Source organism: Brachybacterium sp. ACRRE, assembly GCF_022346485.1.
In the GTDB taxonomy this organism is placed as follows: domain Bacteria; phylum Actinomycetota; class Actinomycetes; order Actinomycetales; family Dermabacteraceae; genus Brachybacterium; species Brachybacterium halotolerans.
Window position 1 is genome coordinate 12,401 of sequence record NZ_JAKRMO010000058.1, and the last position, 15,116, is coordinate 27,516.

General features: G+C 69.8%; 10 protein-coding genes. 9 read left to right on the plus strand and 1 reads right to left on the minus strand.

Annotated features, from left to right (window positions below; genetic code table 11):
• The first annotated feature begins 9 nt into the window (after positions 1 to 9).
• The 3 genes from MHY49_RS15005 (at position 10) to MHY49_RS15015 (ending at position 6,080) form a co-directional block, all read left to right on the plus strand.
• On the plus strand, positions 10 to 2,190 hold the full coding sequence (locus MHY49_RS15005) for an alpha-N-acetylglucosaminidase (RefSeq protein ID WP_239205434.1): 2,181 nt from the start codon (positions 10 to 12) through the stop codon (positions 2,188 to 2,190).
• 68 nt (positions 2,191 to 2,258) lie between these two features.
• Complete coding sequence (locus tag MHY49_RS15010) at positions 2,259 to 3,671, plus strand: sulfatase (RefSeq protein WP_239205436.1); 1,413 nt, start codon at positions 2,259 to 2,261, stop codon at positions 3,669 to 3,671.
• Positions 3,672 to 3,764: 93 nt separating this feature from the next.
• Complete coding sequence (locus tag MHY49_RS15015; protein WP_239205438.1) at positions 3,765 to 6,080, plus strand: PQQ-binding-like beta-propeller repeat protein; 2,316 nt, start codon at positions 3,765 to 3,767, stop codon at positions 6,078 to 6,080.
• A gap of 66 nt (positions 6,081 to 6,146) precedes the next feature.
• On the opposite strand, the gene MHY49_RS15020 is transcribed toward MHY49_RS15015, so the two are convergent.
• A complete protein-coding gene (locus tag MHY49_RS15020) occupies positions 6,147 to 6,644 on the minus strand; it encodes a MarR family winged helix-turn-helix transcriptional regulator (protein ID WP_239205440.1) in 498 nt (165 codons plus the stop codon).
• A 29-nt stretch (positions 6,645 to 6,673) separates the two neighbouring features.
• On the opposite strand from MHY49_RS15020, the gene MHY49_RS15025 reads away from it, so the two are divergent.
• The 6 genes from MHY49_RS15025 (at position 6,674) to MHY49_RS15050 (ending at position 15,074) form a co-directional block, all read left to right on the plus strand.
• A complete protein-coding gene (locus tag MHY49_RS15025; RefSeq protein ID WP_239205442.1) occupies positions 6,674 to 8,404 on the plus strand; it encodes an FAD-dependent oxidoreductase in 1,731 nt (576 codons plus the stop codon).
• Positions 8,401 to 9,294, plus strand: a complete 894-nt coding sequence (locus tag MHY49_RS15030) for a cyclase family protein (protein WP_239205444.1) — start codon at positions 8,401 to 8,403, stop codon at positions 9,292 to 9,294. The genes MHY49_RS15025 and MHY49_RS15030 overlap by 4 nt, the downstream gene beginning before the upstream one ends.
• 866 nt (positions 9,295 to 10,160) lie before the next feature.
• Positions 10,161 to 11,729: a C69 family dipeptidase gene (locus MHY49_RS15035; protein WP_239205446.1), complete on the plus strand. Its 1,569-nt coding sequence runs from the start codon at positions 10,161 to 10,163 to the stop codon at positions 11,727 to 11,729.
• 154 nt (positions 11,730 to 11,883) lie between these two features.
• On the plus strand, positions 11,884 to 13,191 hold the full coding sequence (locus MHY49_RS15040) for an ABC transporter substrate-binding protein (RefSeq protein WP_239205448.1): 1,308 nt from the start codon (positions 11,884 to 11,886) through the stop codon (positions 13,189 to 13,191).
• A gap of 1 nt (position 13,192) precedes the next feature.
• Entirely contained in the window at positions 13,193 to 14,167 is a 975-nt protein-coding gene (locus MHY49_RS15045) for a carbohydrate ABC transporter permease (RefSeq protein WP_239205450.1), read from the plus strand.
• Positions 14,160 to 15,074 carry a carbohydrate ABC transporter permease gene (locus MHY49_RS15050; RefSeq protein ID WP_239205452.1) on the plus strand — a complete coding sequence of 305 codons (915 nt, stop codon included), beginning with the start codon at positions 14,160 to 14,162 and terminating at the stop codon, positions 15,072 to 15,074. The genes MHY49_RS15045 and MHY49_RS15050 overlap by 8 nt, the downstream gene beginning before the upstream one ends.
• Positions 15,075 to 15,116: the final 42 nt, after the last annotated feature.

Genomic DNA, 15,116 nt, shown 5'->3' on the forward strand with positions numbered 1-15,116 from the left:
GAGGAGCACGTGACCATCAGTGCGGCGAACGACGTGCTGCATATCGAGGCGACCACGGTGTCGGCGGCGGGCGTCGGCCTCGCCAGGGCCCTGGAGCTGCTCTTCGACGCGGACCTCTCCTGGGACGGTCCGGACCTGATCGCCGCCGAGGGAGCGCTTCCGGATCTGCCGCCGCAGCGCTTCTCCACGCACCTGCACACTCGCTATCACCTCAACCCGGTCGCCTTCGGCTACTCCACGGCGTTCTGGGACTGGGAGCGCTGGGAACGGCACATCGACTGGATGGCCATGCACGGGGTGACGATGCCCTTGAATCTCGTGGGGCACGAGGCCGTGCTGGTCGCGATGCTGCGTGACCTCGGCATGAGAAGGGCCGACGCCGCGCGGTACGTGGGCGGCACCGTCTTCCTCCCGTGGACCACGATGGGCGTCACCCACGATCTGGGAGGGCCTCTCACCGAGGAGATGCTCGAGGCGCGCGCCCGCTTGGGGCGGCGGATCGCCGAGCGGGAGCGGGAGCTGGGGATGACGGTCGTGCTGCCGGGCTTCGGCGGCCAGCTGCCCGAGGTCCTCGTCGGCGAGCGCCTGAGCATCCACTGGCAGGGCTGGCGCAGCTTCCTCGCCGCACCGGGAGACGCCCTGTTCGCCCGTGCCGCCGAGTCCCTGCATCGCCATCAGCGCGAGCTGCTGGGAAGCGACCACCACTACGCCGTCGACCCGTACATCGAATCGCTGCCGCCGAGCTCGTCCCCTGAAGACCTCGCCGCCCACGCGGGCGCGATCTTCGCGGCGATGCGCACAGCGGATGAACACGCCGTATGGGTCCTTCAGGGCTGGCCGTTCCACTACCAGGCGGACTTCTGGACGGACCACCGCGTACGAAGCCTGCTGTCACGCATCCCCGAGGAACGGCTGATCCTTCTGGATCTCTGGGCCGAGCACGCCCCCATGTGGAGAAGCACAGAGGCCATGTACGGCAGGCGCTGGCTGTGGTGCCTCGCCCATGATTTCGGCGGCCGCTTCGCACTGTTCGGAGACCTCGCCTCCCTCAACGAGGACCTCGAAGGCCTCCGATGCGCCGCAGCCGACGGCACCCGCGGGCAACTCGAGGGCTTCGGCATCACGGCAGAGGCGGTCGACGAGAACCCGGTCGTCTACGAACTCGCCCTGCGTGCCCTGTGGTCGCCGATGCCGACTCTGCGGCGCTGGCGCATGGAGTACTCGGCACGCCGCTACGGGACCGCCTCCCCGGACGTCCTCGAGGCCTCGGAGACCATCGCCGGAGCCCTATATGGACGCGGCAGGACCCGCGCCACACCGTCCCCGCTGATCGCACGCCCTTGGTCGCGTGCGCTGCCCTTCGCGTCCCAGCGTCTCGCCGGGGAAGCCCTCCCCGACCCGGACGGCCCTCCCTCGGCGAATCTCGACGCGGAGAACGACGAGGAGATGCTGCGCGCCCTCCCGCGCCTCAGGGATGCCGCGCAGTGCCTGGCGCGTCACCTGGGAGCAGCGAGCGCGGAAACTGCCCCGGGAATGGGCGACGCCACGAGCACGCGATCGGGCTCGAGGGCGCACGCGCAGCCGCTCGCCGGCGATGCCCTCGCACACGATGCCGCGGAGATCGCCATCCACGTCGCGGCGCAGTCCGCGCGCGCCCCGCTGCGCGCCATGGTTTCGGCCGCCGATGCCGGAGACGCCGCGACCGTGCGGAGTGAGGCACGGACCCTCGAGGCCCTGATCCGCGGGGTCGATCGCCTCACGGCGACGCGACCCGAGATGCTCGTCGGTCGCTGGATCGCCGACGCGCGCGCCTGGGCCGGGCACGACGAAAGGGCGGCGGAGGATCTCGAGCGCGACGCCCGCTCCCTCATCAGTGTCTGGGGCGAGCAGTCCAGCGGCCTGCATGACTACTCCGCACGGCACTGGTCCGGCTCCCTCACGGACCTCCACCTCGCCCGCTGGCTCGTGTGGGCCGACTGGCTCGCCGCCACGGCGGGGAGCGCCGTCGGCGCTGCGGACCCGGAACCGCTGCGGTCTCTGATCCGGGCGCTCGAAGAGGACTGGCGCGGGGCCCGCGCGCCGTATCCCACGACGCCCAGAGGAGACACCGCCGAGGCGATCAAAAGCCTGCTCGATCTCGCCGCGTCGCAGATCCCGCGACTGGTGGCCGATGCTCGCGCACCGGCGTGAACACTCGCCGCTTCGCCGCACATCGATTCAGCGGCACACCGACCCGGCAGCCCACCGAAGGAGGGCCCATGACGACCCCTCGGCCGAACATCCTGCTCATCCTCTCCGACGATCATGCGAGCCACGCGATCAGCGCCTACGGCTCCGTCGTCACGTCCACCCCTCACATCGACGCGATCGCGGAGAGAGGACGCCGCGTCGACGCCTGCTTCTGCACGAACGCCGTGTGCACGCCGAGCCGGGCGTCGATCCTCACCGGCATGCACTCCCACCGCAACGGCGTCACGACACTGCACTCGTCGTTCGACAACTCCCTGCCGAGCTTCGCGAAGCAGCTGCAGGCCGCTGGCTATCGCACGGGGATCGTCGGCAAATGGCACCTGGGCGAGGGCGAGGGGCATGACCCCGAAGGCTTCGACCACTGGGAGGTGCTGCGCGGCCAGGGGGAATACCACGACCCTCAGCTGCTCTCCCCCGACGGCGTCGAGAAGGTCGAGGGGTATGTGACCGACGTGCTCACCGATCGTGCCATGTCCTGGGTCGATTCCCTCGAGGGAGATGAACCGTGGTGCCTGCTCGTCTACCACAAGGCGCCCCACCGCAACTGGCAGCCCGATGAGGCCCACGCGGGCCGGCACGCACTGTCCTTGCCGCTGCCCGCGACCTTCGGCGACGACTACTCGACCCGCTCCTCGGCCGCGCACATGGCGGCCATGCGCGTCGCCGACCATCTCACCCTCGACGACCTCAAGGTCGAGCCCCCGCAGGATCTCGACGTCGATCAGCTCGCCCGGTGGAAGTACCAGCGGTTCATGGAGGACTACCTGGACTGCGTGGCCGGGATCGACGACAGCGTGGGCCGAATGCAGAGATGGCTCGAGACGCGCGGTGACCTCGAGGACACGTTGCTCATGTACAGCTCCGACCAGGGGTTCTTCCTCGGCGACCACGGGTGGTTCGACAAGCGGTTCATCTACGAGGAATCGATGCGCATGCCGCTGCTGGTCAGTTGGCCCCGCCGCATCGTCCCAGGGCCCCCGATGACGCAGCTCGTGACCAACGTGGACTTCGCCCGCACGCTCCTGGAGGCAGCCGGCGCGGACCCGCACGAGGACATGCAGGGGCTGAGCTTCCTTCCCCAGCTGTACGGCTCGTCGGCGCCGACGCAGGACGCCGTCTACTACCGCTACTACGAGAACGACGACCGCGAGTCCCACGTGCTCGCCCACTGCGGGATCCGCACGGAGAGCTTCAAACTCATCTACTTCTACGGCGACGGCCAGGGTCACCCCGGTTCCTCGGACCGACGCTTCGTGCCCGAGTGGGAGCTCTACGACCTGCGCACCGATCCGCACGAGCTGCACAACGTCGCGCACGATCCGGGCTACGCCGAGGTGCGCGAACATCTCAAGCGCCGCCTCGCCGACTTGCAGGACGAGATCGGCGAGACGCCGCACCCTACCCAGCACCGTCCTGCCTGACCCGTCCGTTGTCCTCCCACCCGTCCCCGGCCCCGTCGGGCTGTCTCCGTCTCCCCGTCCACCCGTTGATCCTGCAACCGTGAAGGACATGCCATGAACAGCCGGACATCCCTCCCCTCGACCCACCACGACACCCGCGCGGGCATCACCCGCCGCTCCGCGCTCGCCTCCGTCCCCGCCCTCGCCTCCGTCGGCGCCGGTGCCGGTGCCGCGCACGCCGCGCCCATCGGCACCGCCGCCGCCCCGGGCTCATCAGCTCCCGCGAAGCCTTCGCGGAACACGAAGATCAAGCTCGTCTTCCTCGCCGACTCCCACGCCGATCCGGAGAACACCGAGTCCATGGCGCGGCTGCGAGCCGTCATGCAGTCCGTCGAGGAGTTCGACCCCGAGCTCGTCATCCACGGGGGCGACGTGACCGAGCACGGCACCGCAGCGGAGTTCGACGCCTTCGACGAGGCGATTCCTGACGACCTTCGGGACCGGATCGTCGCGGTCCCCGGCAACCACGAGGCCCGCTGGGACGCCACGGGCGGCCACCGACGCCATGCAAGGATCGGCGCTGACGTGCGCATCAAGGACGTGAGCGGCCTTCGCCTGATCCTCGCCGACACCACCACCCACCAGCAGGAGGTGGCCTGGTGGCCGCAGCAGTCCCTGGATGATCTCGAGGACGCGCTGCACGGATCCGCGAAGATGCCACGCATCCTCGTCACCCACTTCCCGATGGGTGTGGGCTACTACTACGTGGCGAACCAGCAGGCCTTCGAGGACGTCGTCGCGAAGCATCCGATCCCACTCCACCTGACCGGGCACACGCACCGCGAGCTGCTCACGCGCGTGAACCGCCGCGACCAGCTCGAGGCCGCCGCGGTGAAGATCGACGCCGCGTACTACGAGCTGACCGGGACGATCGACAGCCTCGACGTCACGCGGGTGACGATCCCCGACCCCTCCGACCCTGCAACGCAGGAGCGCACACGCGTGACCACCTATGATCTGCGCCCCTCCCATGGGAAGGACCCCGTGCAGCCGCGGAGCGTCGATGCCGGGGGCGCGGGCTCATCCGTGCGCGTCGACGTGAAGCTCCCCGGCTCCTTCGACGGCGCGGTCGAGGCGACCTTCTATGACACCTCGGTCTACGCGGGGAGGAACGACGAGCTGGCCTGGACCTCTCTGTCCGCGGGCAGAGGCGGGCGATTCACCGGATCTCTCGATGCCGCAGATCTCTCCGCCGGACGCGAGCGGGTCCACGTGCGCGTTCGTCCCGACGACGGCACCGGAGATCGCCTGCTCACCGTGCCCTTCCGCCACGGACGACGGGGCACTGCCTGGGAGCGCGAGCTCGGCGGCACCATTCAATCCGGTTCCGCCGTGATGCGCCACCGCGGTGAGGACGTCCTCGTCGTCGCCAGCAGCTCGGGGAAGCTGCTCGCGCTCGACTCGTCCGGACGGACCGTGTGGTCACGGCGGCCCGCGCACGAGGTCAGGCACGATCTGGCGGTCGTCGACGGAGGCGCTGGGCTGATCGTCCCCGACCTCACCGGCCGCATCCTGCGGCTCGGGCCCGACGGGTCGAAGGAGTGGACGTACTCGACGCAGGGACCGTGCGCCGCTGACCCCGGCATCGGGAGGATCGGACGGAAGGGCAGGGAGACACGCAAGGGCCGGAAGGCGGGCGAGAACGAGCCGTCAGGAAACGGCCGGCACGGCGCGGCCGAAGCGGTGCTGATCTGCGCTGGCTCCACCCTGCACGCGATCGACGCGGACTTCGGCAGGAAGCTCTGGGCGTCGGAGCTGCCGGCACCCTCGATGGGCGCCCCGGCGTGCGACGGCGAGCGCGTCTTCGTGGGCGCCGGCGATGGCTGCGTGCACGCCCTGGACGCCGATACGGGCGAGGAGCTGTGGGCCACCTCGATCACGGACAAGGCGGGCAGCTACCAGCGGTTCATCTACGGCCCGTGGAACGACGCGGTCCAGGTCCTCGAGGACGGCGGGGTGATCGTCTCCGGCATCACCGACGCCCAGTGCCTCTCCCCCGAGGACGGCAGCGTGCGCTGGCGGGTGGAAGGGTCCTTCCAATACGCCCGCGAGGCGGTCACCGAGGACGGAGACCTGCTGCTCGCGAACGAGGGTGGCGAGCTCGTGCGGGTGGACCCGGCGACGGGCGAGGAGAAGGCGCGGTACGCCACCGCCGAGCGGATCCTCGACGAGGGCTTCGTGCTCGAGGGCGGGGTCGCCTATGCCGCGAGCCATTCGGGACTGGTCACCGCGGTCCACCTGGACAGCGGTGAGATCGAGCAGCTCACGCGCCTGGGCGACGCGTCCGTGCTCGCGCCAGGAGCTGCCGTCGGCGACGTGGTCGCGTTCGGGGATCTGGCCGGGAACGTGCGGGCAGTCGACAGGGTGTAGAACCGCAGGCTCGGCCCCCTCTCGATGTCCCCTGCATCTCGATGCTCCCCATCGACGGTGTGGAGGTCACCGCCCCCACGCCCGCCCGAGCGCTCCGCGCAACTCCTCGACGGCGCCCTGGCCGACCTCCTCCGCGAGCTCGCGATCGAGCTCATCGAGGATGCCGCGCGCGAGATCGCGGCGCTGCTCACCCGCCGCCGTCAGCCCGATCAGCGTGCTGCGAGGGAAGCCCGTGCCCGGAGCGCTGGTCAGGATCCCCTCGTCGACCAGCTGCATGACCGCGCGGTGCATGGTCTGGCGGGTGACGTCGGCCCGCCGCGCGAGCTCGGCGACGGTCAGCGGGGACTCCTGCCCCAGATGCATGAGCACGATCGCGTGCGCAGGGGTGATGGGGTCGACGCCGGCGGCCTCCATACGCTGCACGAACTCGTCGGTCAGCACGCGCAGACCGTGCTGCAGGAGAGCGAGCAGCGGGAGCGCGTCGCCGGCCGTTGCGGGTGTCTGCTGCGTCTCGCTGTGCATTGCCCTCTCGTCCTCCTGGTGGAACACTGCCAGTGTCAGCATAGCTAACACTGGAGGAAGCAGGAAGTGACATGACTGATCACGATGTCGATGTCCTCGTGGCGGGGGCCGGACCCGTCGGCCTCATGGCGGCGGTGAACCTGGCGCGCTCGGGCGTGTCCGTGCGGCTCGTCGATGCCGCGCGCGGGCCGGCCACCACGAGCCGTGCGCTCGGCGTCCACGCCCGCAGCCTGGAGGTCTACGACCAGATCGGGATCCTCGGCGAGATCGCACCGCACGGGACGCGCATCAACGCCTTCATCCGTCACGAGGCGCAGGGCACCGACCGTCTGGACTTCGACTTCGGCGACCTCGCGACGCGCTTCCCCTTCATGCTCAACGTCGACCAGGTGGTCCTGGAGCGGGCGCTGCGCGCCGCGGCCTCGATGCTCGGCGTCGAGATCGAGTGGAGCACGGCGCTCGAATCCTTCGAGCAGGACGCCGACGGCGTCACCGCCGTGCTCCACCGCCCGGGCGATCCTGCCTCCGGAGCAGGCATGGGGAGCTCCGCGGGGAACACTCCAGAGAGCGCGGTGTCGGCCACGGACGAGACCGTCCGGGCCCGATACCTGTGGGGCTGCGACGGCGGGCATTCGACCGTCCGCAAGGCACTCGACCTGCCCCTGACCGGCGAGTCCGCCCACACCTGGCTGATCGCCGACGCGATCGTGCACACCGACGTCGCCCGCGACGGAGTGCACTGGATGTTCCCCGAGGGCGGCGCCCTCATGCTCTTCCCGTTCCCGGAGGCCGGGAAGTGGCGGCTGCTCGACACGACAGGCGAGGGCGATCCGTCGGACCCTGCGCAGATCGCCCGACAGTTCAGCACCAAGCTCACCCAGGCGCTCGGCCGCGAGACGGTCGTCGAGCCGCCCAGTTGGGTCTCCCGCTTCACGATCCAGCAGCGCGCGGTGCCCGCGATGCACGTGGGCCGCTGCTTCGTCTCGGGCGATGCCGCCCACGTGCACTCCCCCGCTTCCGGACAGGGGCTGAACACCGGCGTCCAGGAGGCGTACAACCTCGCCTGGAAGCTCGCCATGGTGCTGCACGGCCAGGCGGATGCCGCCCTGCTCGACACCTACGACGCGGAGCGGGTGCCGGTAGGCCAGGCGCTGCTCGCCTCGACGAGCAGCGTGATGGCGACCGTCATGGTCGATGACCCGACGAGCGCGACGGCAGAGGCTGCGGCCGACGCGGAACGCAGGCACGAGGAGTTCGAGCGCGGACTGATCCGCGGCATGTCGGGCCTCGCGATCGACTACTCGGGCAGCGCACTGACCCTCGCGTCGGGCGAGTCCGCCCCGACCCACGCGGCCGACGGCCCGACGGGCCCGCGGCCCGGGGAGCGCATCTCGCAGGTTTGGGCCCCGCAGGCGCAATCACCCGGCTGGACGATGCTGCGCGCGGCGCTGCGCACCCCCGCCTGGCACCTCGTCGTCCGCGAGGACGCGCGGGCCGCACGGGGAGCCGCCGATGCCGCGGGGCTTCCCGACTGGCTCGAGACGGTGACGCTCGTCGGCCGCGACGGATCCACAGCGGACAGCCCCGCTGATCCCGGTGCACTCCGAGGCACCACGCGCCCCTCCGCGCATGGCGGTGCACGCCGCATCCCGGACGCCGATGCGCTGGTCAGCGACTCCCTGGCCCTCGGCGACGACGAGTGGATCCTCGTGCGCCCCGACGGCTACCTCAGCGCCCGCGGCGTCGGCGACGAGGCGATGCAGACGGCACTCGAGCACGTGAGGGCAGGAGGACGCCGATGAGCCCGAACGCCGCCTCCGCCCACGACGACCTGCCCTCCAACTGGGGCCGATGGGGTGAGGACGACCAGCTCGGCACCCTGAACCTCATCGACGACGCGGCACGAGCCCGCGCCGCCGCGGAGGTGCGCGACGGCACCTCGGTGAGCCTCGCGCGCCCCACCTCGCCCACGCCGCTGACCACGGGGCTCTCGCCCTTCGGCACGCCGTCGACGAGCCCCGCGCCCGTCATGCAGACGGTGAACTTCAACGGCTTCACACCCGTCGCGACCACCGACTCGCTGCTGGTCAACACGCACAACGTGGGCCTGACGCACCTCGACGCCCTCGCCCACATCCCCGTGGACGGCCGCATCTACCCGGGCGTGCCGCTCGCCGACGCCGTCACCCCCGGGGGCGTGCGCCACGGCTCGGCCGACCCGTTCACCCGCGGGATCATCACCCGCGGCGTCCTGCTCGACCTGGCACCGGAGGGCTCACCGCTCACCGCCGAGGACCGGATCAGCGGCGGCGATCTCGACGACGCGCTCGAGCGGCAGGGCGCCGAGGTCCATGCGGGCGACGCGATCGTGGTGCGCGGGGACTGGGACCTGAGCGCGTCGATGACCGCGCCCGCGCCGGGGCTCGATCTGAGCGCCGTCGCATGGCTGGACGCGCACGGCGCCGCGCTCTACGTGGGCGACATCGGGGATGCCCACCCGCCGACCCTCCCCATGCCGATGCACCAGGTCGCGCTCGGGCGCCTGGGCATGCCGCTCGTCGACGTCGCCCAGCTCGACGACCTCGCCCGCACCTGTGCCTACCTGCAGCGCTGGAGCTTCATGCTGGTCCTCGCCCCACCGCGGATCCTCGGTACGACGGGACTCGCGGTGAACCCGATGGCGGTGTTCTGAGCCGGGCCGGGTCATTGGCTGGGCGCACCGGGAACCTCACATCGCCTATCGGCAACTCCGAGATCCTCCGCGCAGGCCCGCCCTCACTCTCCATTTCTCGCATTGCCGTCATCACCTTGGTCCGCACAGCCATCCGACAAGCCCTATGACCAAGTTGCCGACCCCGATTCGAGAGCTGAAGCATTCCAACACTCTGTAGAGCTCAGAGATCACGAACCTGATCACTCGGGCGCAGAACATCGCGCGCTCGAACGACCGAAGCGCTCCCTTGGCCGGCCCGCGATGGGATCGCTCCGTTTCGAGTTGGATCCTGCCCCATCGCTCGCTGACCCCCTGGAGGTACTGCGACCGTCGAAAGACTTCAGCCAGGAGCGTGACGATGCCGCACCAGACTGCTTCTTGCGGAGTCACCGCAGCGGACCGGTGGCGCCGCTTCGTCAGGGGTGGCCGTTCCGTCGTGCTCATGTCCCGTGAAGTGGGCGGCGACTCCGGACGGAGGTGCCGCGCAGATCTTCGATCGGTTCTTGATGCCGACATGCCTGCGTGTGTCCCGCGCACTGGCGCAAGTGGGCGCCAGACGTCTCCACGTCGGGGGTCGTTGCTTGTATAGATGACGATGGTTGCGACTTGATGGGTGCGGTAAGTGTTCACGCTCTTTCCGTGTGCCGCCTCCGCTTTGCCCCGTACGGCGCGGAAGAACTCCAGGTCATGCGGCGACGACCCCGAGGACTACCGTGGGATGCAGATGCGCTTGCCGCGAGCGAGCCCACGACAACCAGACATCGATCGACGACGAGGCTTTAGCGCCGCACGACCGGCAGGCCCCATCGGATCCGTGCACCTTTCACCTGACACAAGGAGGCCCCATGCCCTGCACCACGCTCCTCGTCGGCCGGAAGGCCAGCGCCGACGGCTCGCCGATCGTCGCCCGCACCGAGGACTCCTCGAACGGGTCGTTCGATCCCAAGCGCGTGGTCGTGGTGCGCCCGGAGGATCAGCCGCGCACGTACACGAGCGTCCTCGGCCGTCGGACCATCGACCTGCCCGACGATCCGCTGCGGTACACGTCCGTGCCCAACGCCCTGCCCGACGAGGGCATCTGGGGCTGCGCGGGGATCAACGCGGCGAACGTCGCGATGAGCGCGACCGAGACCCTCACCTCCAACCCCCGGGTGCTGGGCGCGGACCCGCTCGTGGAGCTCGTCCCCGCCGTCGGCGCCGAGGGAGAGCCCGGCCACCGGCCCGAGCAGCCGGGCGGGTTCGGCGAGGAGGACTTCGTGACGCTGGTCCTGCCGTACATCCGCTCGGCCCGCGAGGGCGTCGAGCGCCTGGGCGCCCTGCTCACCGAGCACGGCACCTACGAGATGAACGGCATCGCGTTCTCCGACGCGCAGGACATCTGGTGGCTCGAGACGGTGGGCGGCCATCACTGGATCGCGCGCCGCGTGCCCGAGGACCACTACGTGACCATGCCCAATCAGCTGGGCATCGACTCCTTCGACCTCGAGGACGCCGAGGGCGCGGGCCGCGACCATCTCGCGAGCCCGGACCTGCGCGCCTTCCTCGCGACGCATCATCTGGACCTCACCCTGCGCCGCTCCGGCTCGACGGGCTTCTCCGGCGCGGGTCCGACGGGGGCCGACGCGACCGGCAGCACCTTCAACCCGCGCGAGGCCTTCGGCTCACACACCGAGCACGACCACGTGTACAACACGCCCCGGGCCTGGTATATGCAGCGCACGCTGAACCCCACGAGCGAGGACTGGGACGCCCCCGACGCCCCGCACCGACCGGACTCGGACGATCTCCCGTGGAGCCGCCGGCCCGAGCGGAAGCTGACGATCGAGGACGTCACGGACGTGCTCAGCTCCCACTACCAGGGCACCGTCTTCGACCCCTACTCCCCGCGCGGCACCGACGCCGAGCGCCGCGCCTTCCGCCCCATCGGCATCAACCGGCACAACGCGCTCGCGATCCTGCAGATCCGCCCCGACCTGCCCGAGGCGTCCCGTGCGCTGCAGTGGATCTCCTTCGCCTCGAACCCGTTCAACACCCTGATCCCGATGTTCACGAACGTCGACGAGGCGCCCGCGTACCTCGGCACCACCACGGCCGAGGTGAGCACGGGCAGCTTCTACTGGTCCTCGCGCCTCATCGCCGCTCTGGCGGACGCCCACTACGCGCAGATCATCCCCACGATCGAGCGCTACCAGCTGAAGACCCTCGCGCTCGGCCACGCTGCCGTGCATGCGGCCGACGAGCAGGTCGCCGCGGGCGCGCCGAGCGCCCCGGAGGGGTCGATCCCCGCCCTGCTCACGGAGGCCAACACCACGGTCGCCGAGCAGATCCGCTCGGAGACCGATCAGCTGCTGAGCTCGGTGCTGTTCACGGCGTCGAACCTGATGACGAACCGGTTCTCGCGCTCGGACGGGTGAGACCTGGGGGCGAGACCGGGAGGGGCGAGGAGGCGGGACCCCCTTTCGGGGCGCATAAAATTTGCGCCCACCCTTGACCTGAGAGCGCGAGTGCGCAAATCTTGTGCATGCCCTAGAGGCCATCTCTGCGCACCGTCGCGTCGGAAGGTCCCCCATGCACACACGTCCATCCCCGCGCCTCAGCCGCAGGCAGTTCGGCGGCCTCGGAGCCGCTGCCGCCACGACGGCCCTCGCCGGCTGCAGCGCGAGCTCCTCGAAGGATCCGCACACCCTGCAGGTCTGGGGCGGCGTCCCCGGTGAGAGCGGCCCGCAGCAGGTCGTCGATCGCTTCCAGAAGAAGCACCCGGACATCCCCGTCGTCTACACCCGGTACGTCAACGACGATCGCGGCAACCTCAAGGTGAACACCGCTCTGCAGGGCGACGTCGACATCGATGTCTTCTTCACCTACGGCATCGAGAACCTCGCCATGCGCTCCGGCCCGGAGCTCGCCGCCGATCTGGGGACGCGGGTCCGCGAGACCCCGGAGCTCTCCGGCTTCCTGGACACCGAGGAGCCGATGGCGCTGATCGACGGCGACCGGATATCCGCACTGGCGACGACGCGGATCCCGAACATGATCCTGTTCAACGACGATCTGCGCACGAGGGCCGGGGTCGACCTCCCCTCGTCCTGGGAGCTCGAGGAGTACCTCGACGTGCTCGACCGGCTGGCGAGCACGGGGCACCACGGCTCCTACACGCTCCCGGATCTCGCCCGCATCGAGCTCGGCCCGAACTACCGATTCACCGACAGCGGCGACTCGAACTTCCAGAACCCGGCGTTCCTGCGCCACCTCGAGCTCTCCTCGGACCTGATCCGAAGCGGCACGCTCTATCCGTGGTCGCAGGCCCTGGCCCGCCACGTCGAGGCCTACCAGCAGAACAACTTCATCGCCGAGGACTTCGTCTCCTGGATGACCGCGCCCTACTCCCTGCGCTTCCTCAGCGACCAGGAAGCGTACCCCCACGACTTCACGGTCTCGGCCGCTCCGATGCCGACCGTCGACGGGAACGACTGGAACACCGGCGAGTACGGGGCGTTCATCCAGATCAACGCCAAGAGCGAGAAGCAGGAGATGGCCTGGGAGTTCTGCAGGTTCTGGCAGCTCGAGGGCGCCCCGGACCTGCTCAAGGCCGGTTACATGTCGATCATCAGCGACGTCGACGAGGACGACATCCTCTCCGGGATCATGGGCGAGGGCGCGGAGAAGTACTTCGACCTCGAGTCCTTCAAGCACGCGCTCTTCGATGCTCGGCCCCGCCTGCACATGGACACCGACCTCACCGCATACAGCGAGATCACGCAGAAGTACGAGCAGCAGAGGGACGTGTGCTGGCTGCTCGAACGGAGCCCGCAGAAGGCGATCGACACCATCGACGAGAACGCGCAGGCCCTCATCGACCGGTACGAGGAGGCCTGACGTGCAGACGCAGAGCACCGCCCTCGCCCCGACGACGGGGATCGACGACGCGCCCGCGCCGGCCCGTCGTCGGGAGCACCGGCCGGGCCGCGCCCCGTCCGACCCCAGGCCCCACGTGGGCTGGCTCTTCATCGCACCGAACCTGCTCGGGGTGCTGGCCTTCACCTTCATCCCGCTGATCTCGGTGATCCTCCTGTCCTTCACCGAATGGGACCTGGTCTCGGGCTTCGGCGGCATCAGGTTCGTGGGCCTCGGGAACTTCCTCGCCGTCCTCAAGGATCCGTCCTTCTGGCACGCGATGGTCCTCACGATCGTCTACGCAGGCGTCGCCGTGCCCCTGACCCTCGTCGTCGGGCTCGCCCTCGCGCTCGCCCTGAACCGGGACGTCCCGGCGCGGGGACTCCTGCGCGCGGCATTCTTCGTCCCCTACATCGTGAACATCGTGGCGATCGGGATGACCTGGCAGATGCTGCTGGACCCCTCCGCCGGGGTGATGAACCAGTTCCTGGGGATGTTCGGCCTCGAGCATCTCCCCCAGTGGTTCGCCTCGTCGCGCTGGGCGCTGCCCGCCCTGATCCTCGTCACCGTCTGGGCGCAGGCCGGCTACGCCAACCTCATCTACCTCTCGGCGCTCCAGGACGCTCCCGCCCAGCTCTACGAGGCCGCGCAGATCGACGGCGCGGGACGGTGGCGCGCCTTCCGCACCATCACCCTGCCCGCACTGCTGCCGACCACGATCTTCCTCCTGGTCACGCTCTTCGTCGGCATCTCGCAGACCTTCGGGATGATCGCCCTGATCACCAACGGAGGCCCCGGCGACTCGACCACCACGCTGTCGTTCTACATGTACCAGACGAGCTTCCAGTTCTACCGCTTCGGCTACGCCTCGGCAGTCGGGCTGGTGACCTTCATCGGCATCTTCGCCATCATGCTCATCATGTGGCGCGCGCAGCGAGGGAGGGCCCTCCATGACTGACACGGCACGCAGCCCGGGCATCGCATCCGCCGGCCCGACGCCCCCGCAGGCGACGTTCGAGGCCCGCAGGGCACAGCATCGTCGGCGCCGTCGCATCCGACGGCTCGCCTGGGGCATCCCCCTGTGGATCCTCGCCCTGCTCTTCCTGCTCCCCTTCGCATGGATGATCTCCACCTCGCTCAAGCCGGACTCGGAGGCCTTCCTGATCCCGATGCAGTGGATCCCCGACCAGCCCCGCTGGGAGAACTACCGCGAGGTCCTCTTCGGCGATGCCTCGATCCTGCCCGCGTTCCTGAACTCGGTGATCGTCGCGGTGCTGCGCGTGCTGGGCGAGCTCGCGACCGCGACCCTGGCCGGGTACTCCTTCGCCAAGCTGCGCTTCCCCGGCCGCACCAAGATCTTCGTCGCCTATCTCGCGACCTCCCTGATCCCCGCGCAGCTGCTGCTGGTGCCGCGCTTCGTCTACTTCCAGCAGCTCGGGCTCTACGACACCCTCTGGGCGCTGATCCTGCCGGGCATGTTCACGGTGCTGGGCACGTTCCTCATGCGCCAGTACTTCATCTCCCAGCCCGACGAGTTCGCCGAGGCCGCGCGCCTGGACGGTGCGGGCGAGTTCCAGATCTTCTTCCGGATCTACCTCCCCAACGCGATCCCCATGATCAGCGCGCTCGCGATCCTCACCTTCGTCTGGTCGTGGAACGACTACGAGACCCCGCTGGTGTTCATCTCCGATCCCGCGCGCTTCACCCTCCCCCTGGGCCTGACGAACTTCGTCGACGAGACGGGCGCGATGGCGCCCGGGCTCTCGATGGCGGCCGCCGTCATCTCGATCATCCCGATCCTCCTGGTCTTCCTGATCTTCCAGCGCCGCTTCATCCGCGCCATGACCGAGAGCGCCCTGAAATAGCACACCTCGAGCGGCGGCTTCGCAGTCCCCCCGCCCCCGAGA

Coding starts and splice junctions, on each gene's coding strand:
- MHY49_RS15010 (WP_239205436.1), top strand. CDS start 2,259: ATGACGACCCCTCGGCCGAACATCCTGCTCATCCTCTCCGACGATCAT.
- MHY49_RS15015 (WP_239205438.1), top strand. CDS start 3,765: ATGAACAGCCGGACATCCCTCCCCTCGACCCACCACGACACCCGCGCG.
- MHY49_RS15020 (WP_239205440.1), bottom strand. CDS start 6,644: ATGCTGACACTGGCAGTGTTCCACCAGGAGGACGAGAGGGCAATGCAC.
- MHY49_RS15025 (WP_239205442.1), top strand. CDS start 6,674: ATGACTGATCACGATGTCGATGTCCTCGTGGCGGGGGCCGGACCCGTC.
- MHY49_RS15030 (WP_239205444.1), top strand. CDS start 8,401: ATGAGCCCGAACGCCGCCTCCGCCCACGACGACCTGCCCTCCAACTGG.
- MHY49_RS15035 (WP_239205446.1), top strand. CDS start 10,161: ATGCCCTGCACCACGCTCCTCGTCGGCCGGAAGGCCAGCGCCGACGGC.
- MHY49_RS15040 (WP_239205448.1), top strand. CDS start 11,884: ATGCACACACGTCCATCCCCGCGCCTCAGCCGCAGGCAGTTCGGCGGC.
- MHY49_RS15050 (WP_239205452.1), top strand. CDS start 14,160: ATGACTGACACGGCACGCAGCCCGGGCATCGCATCCGCCGGCCCGACG.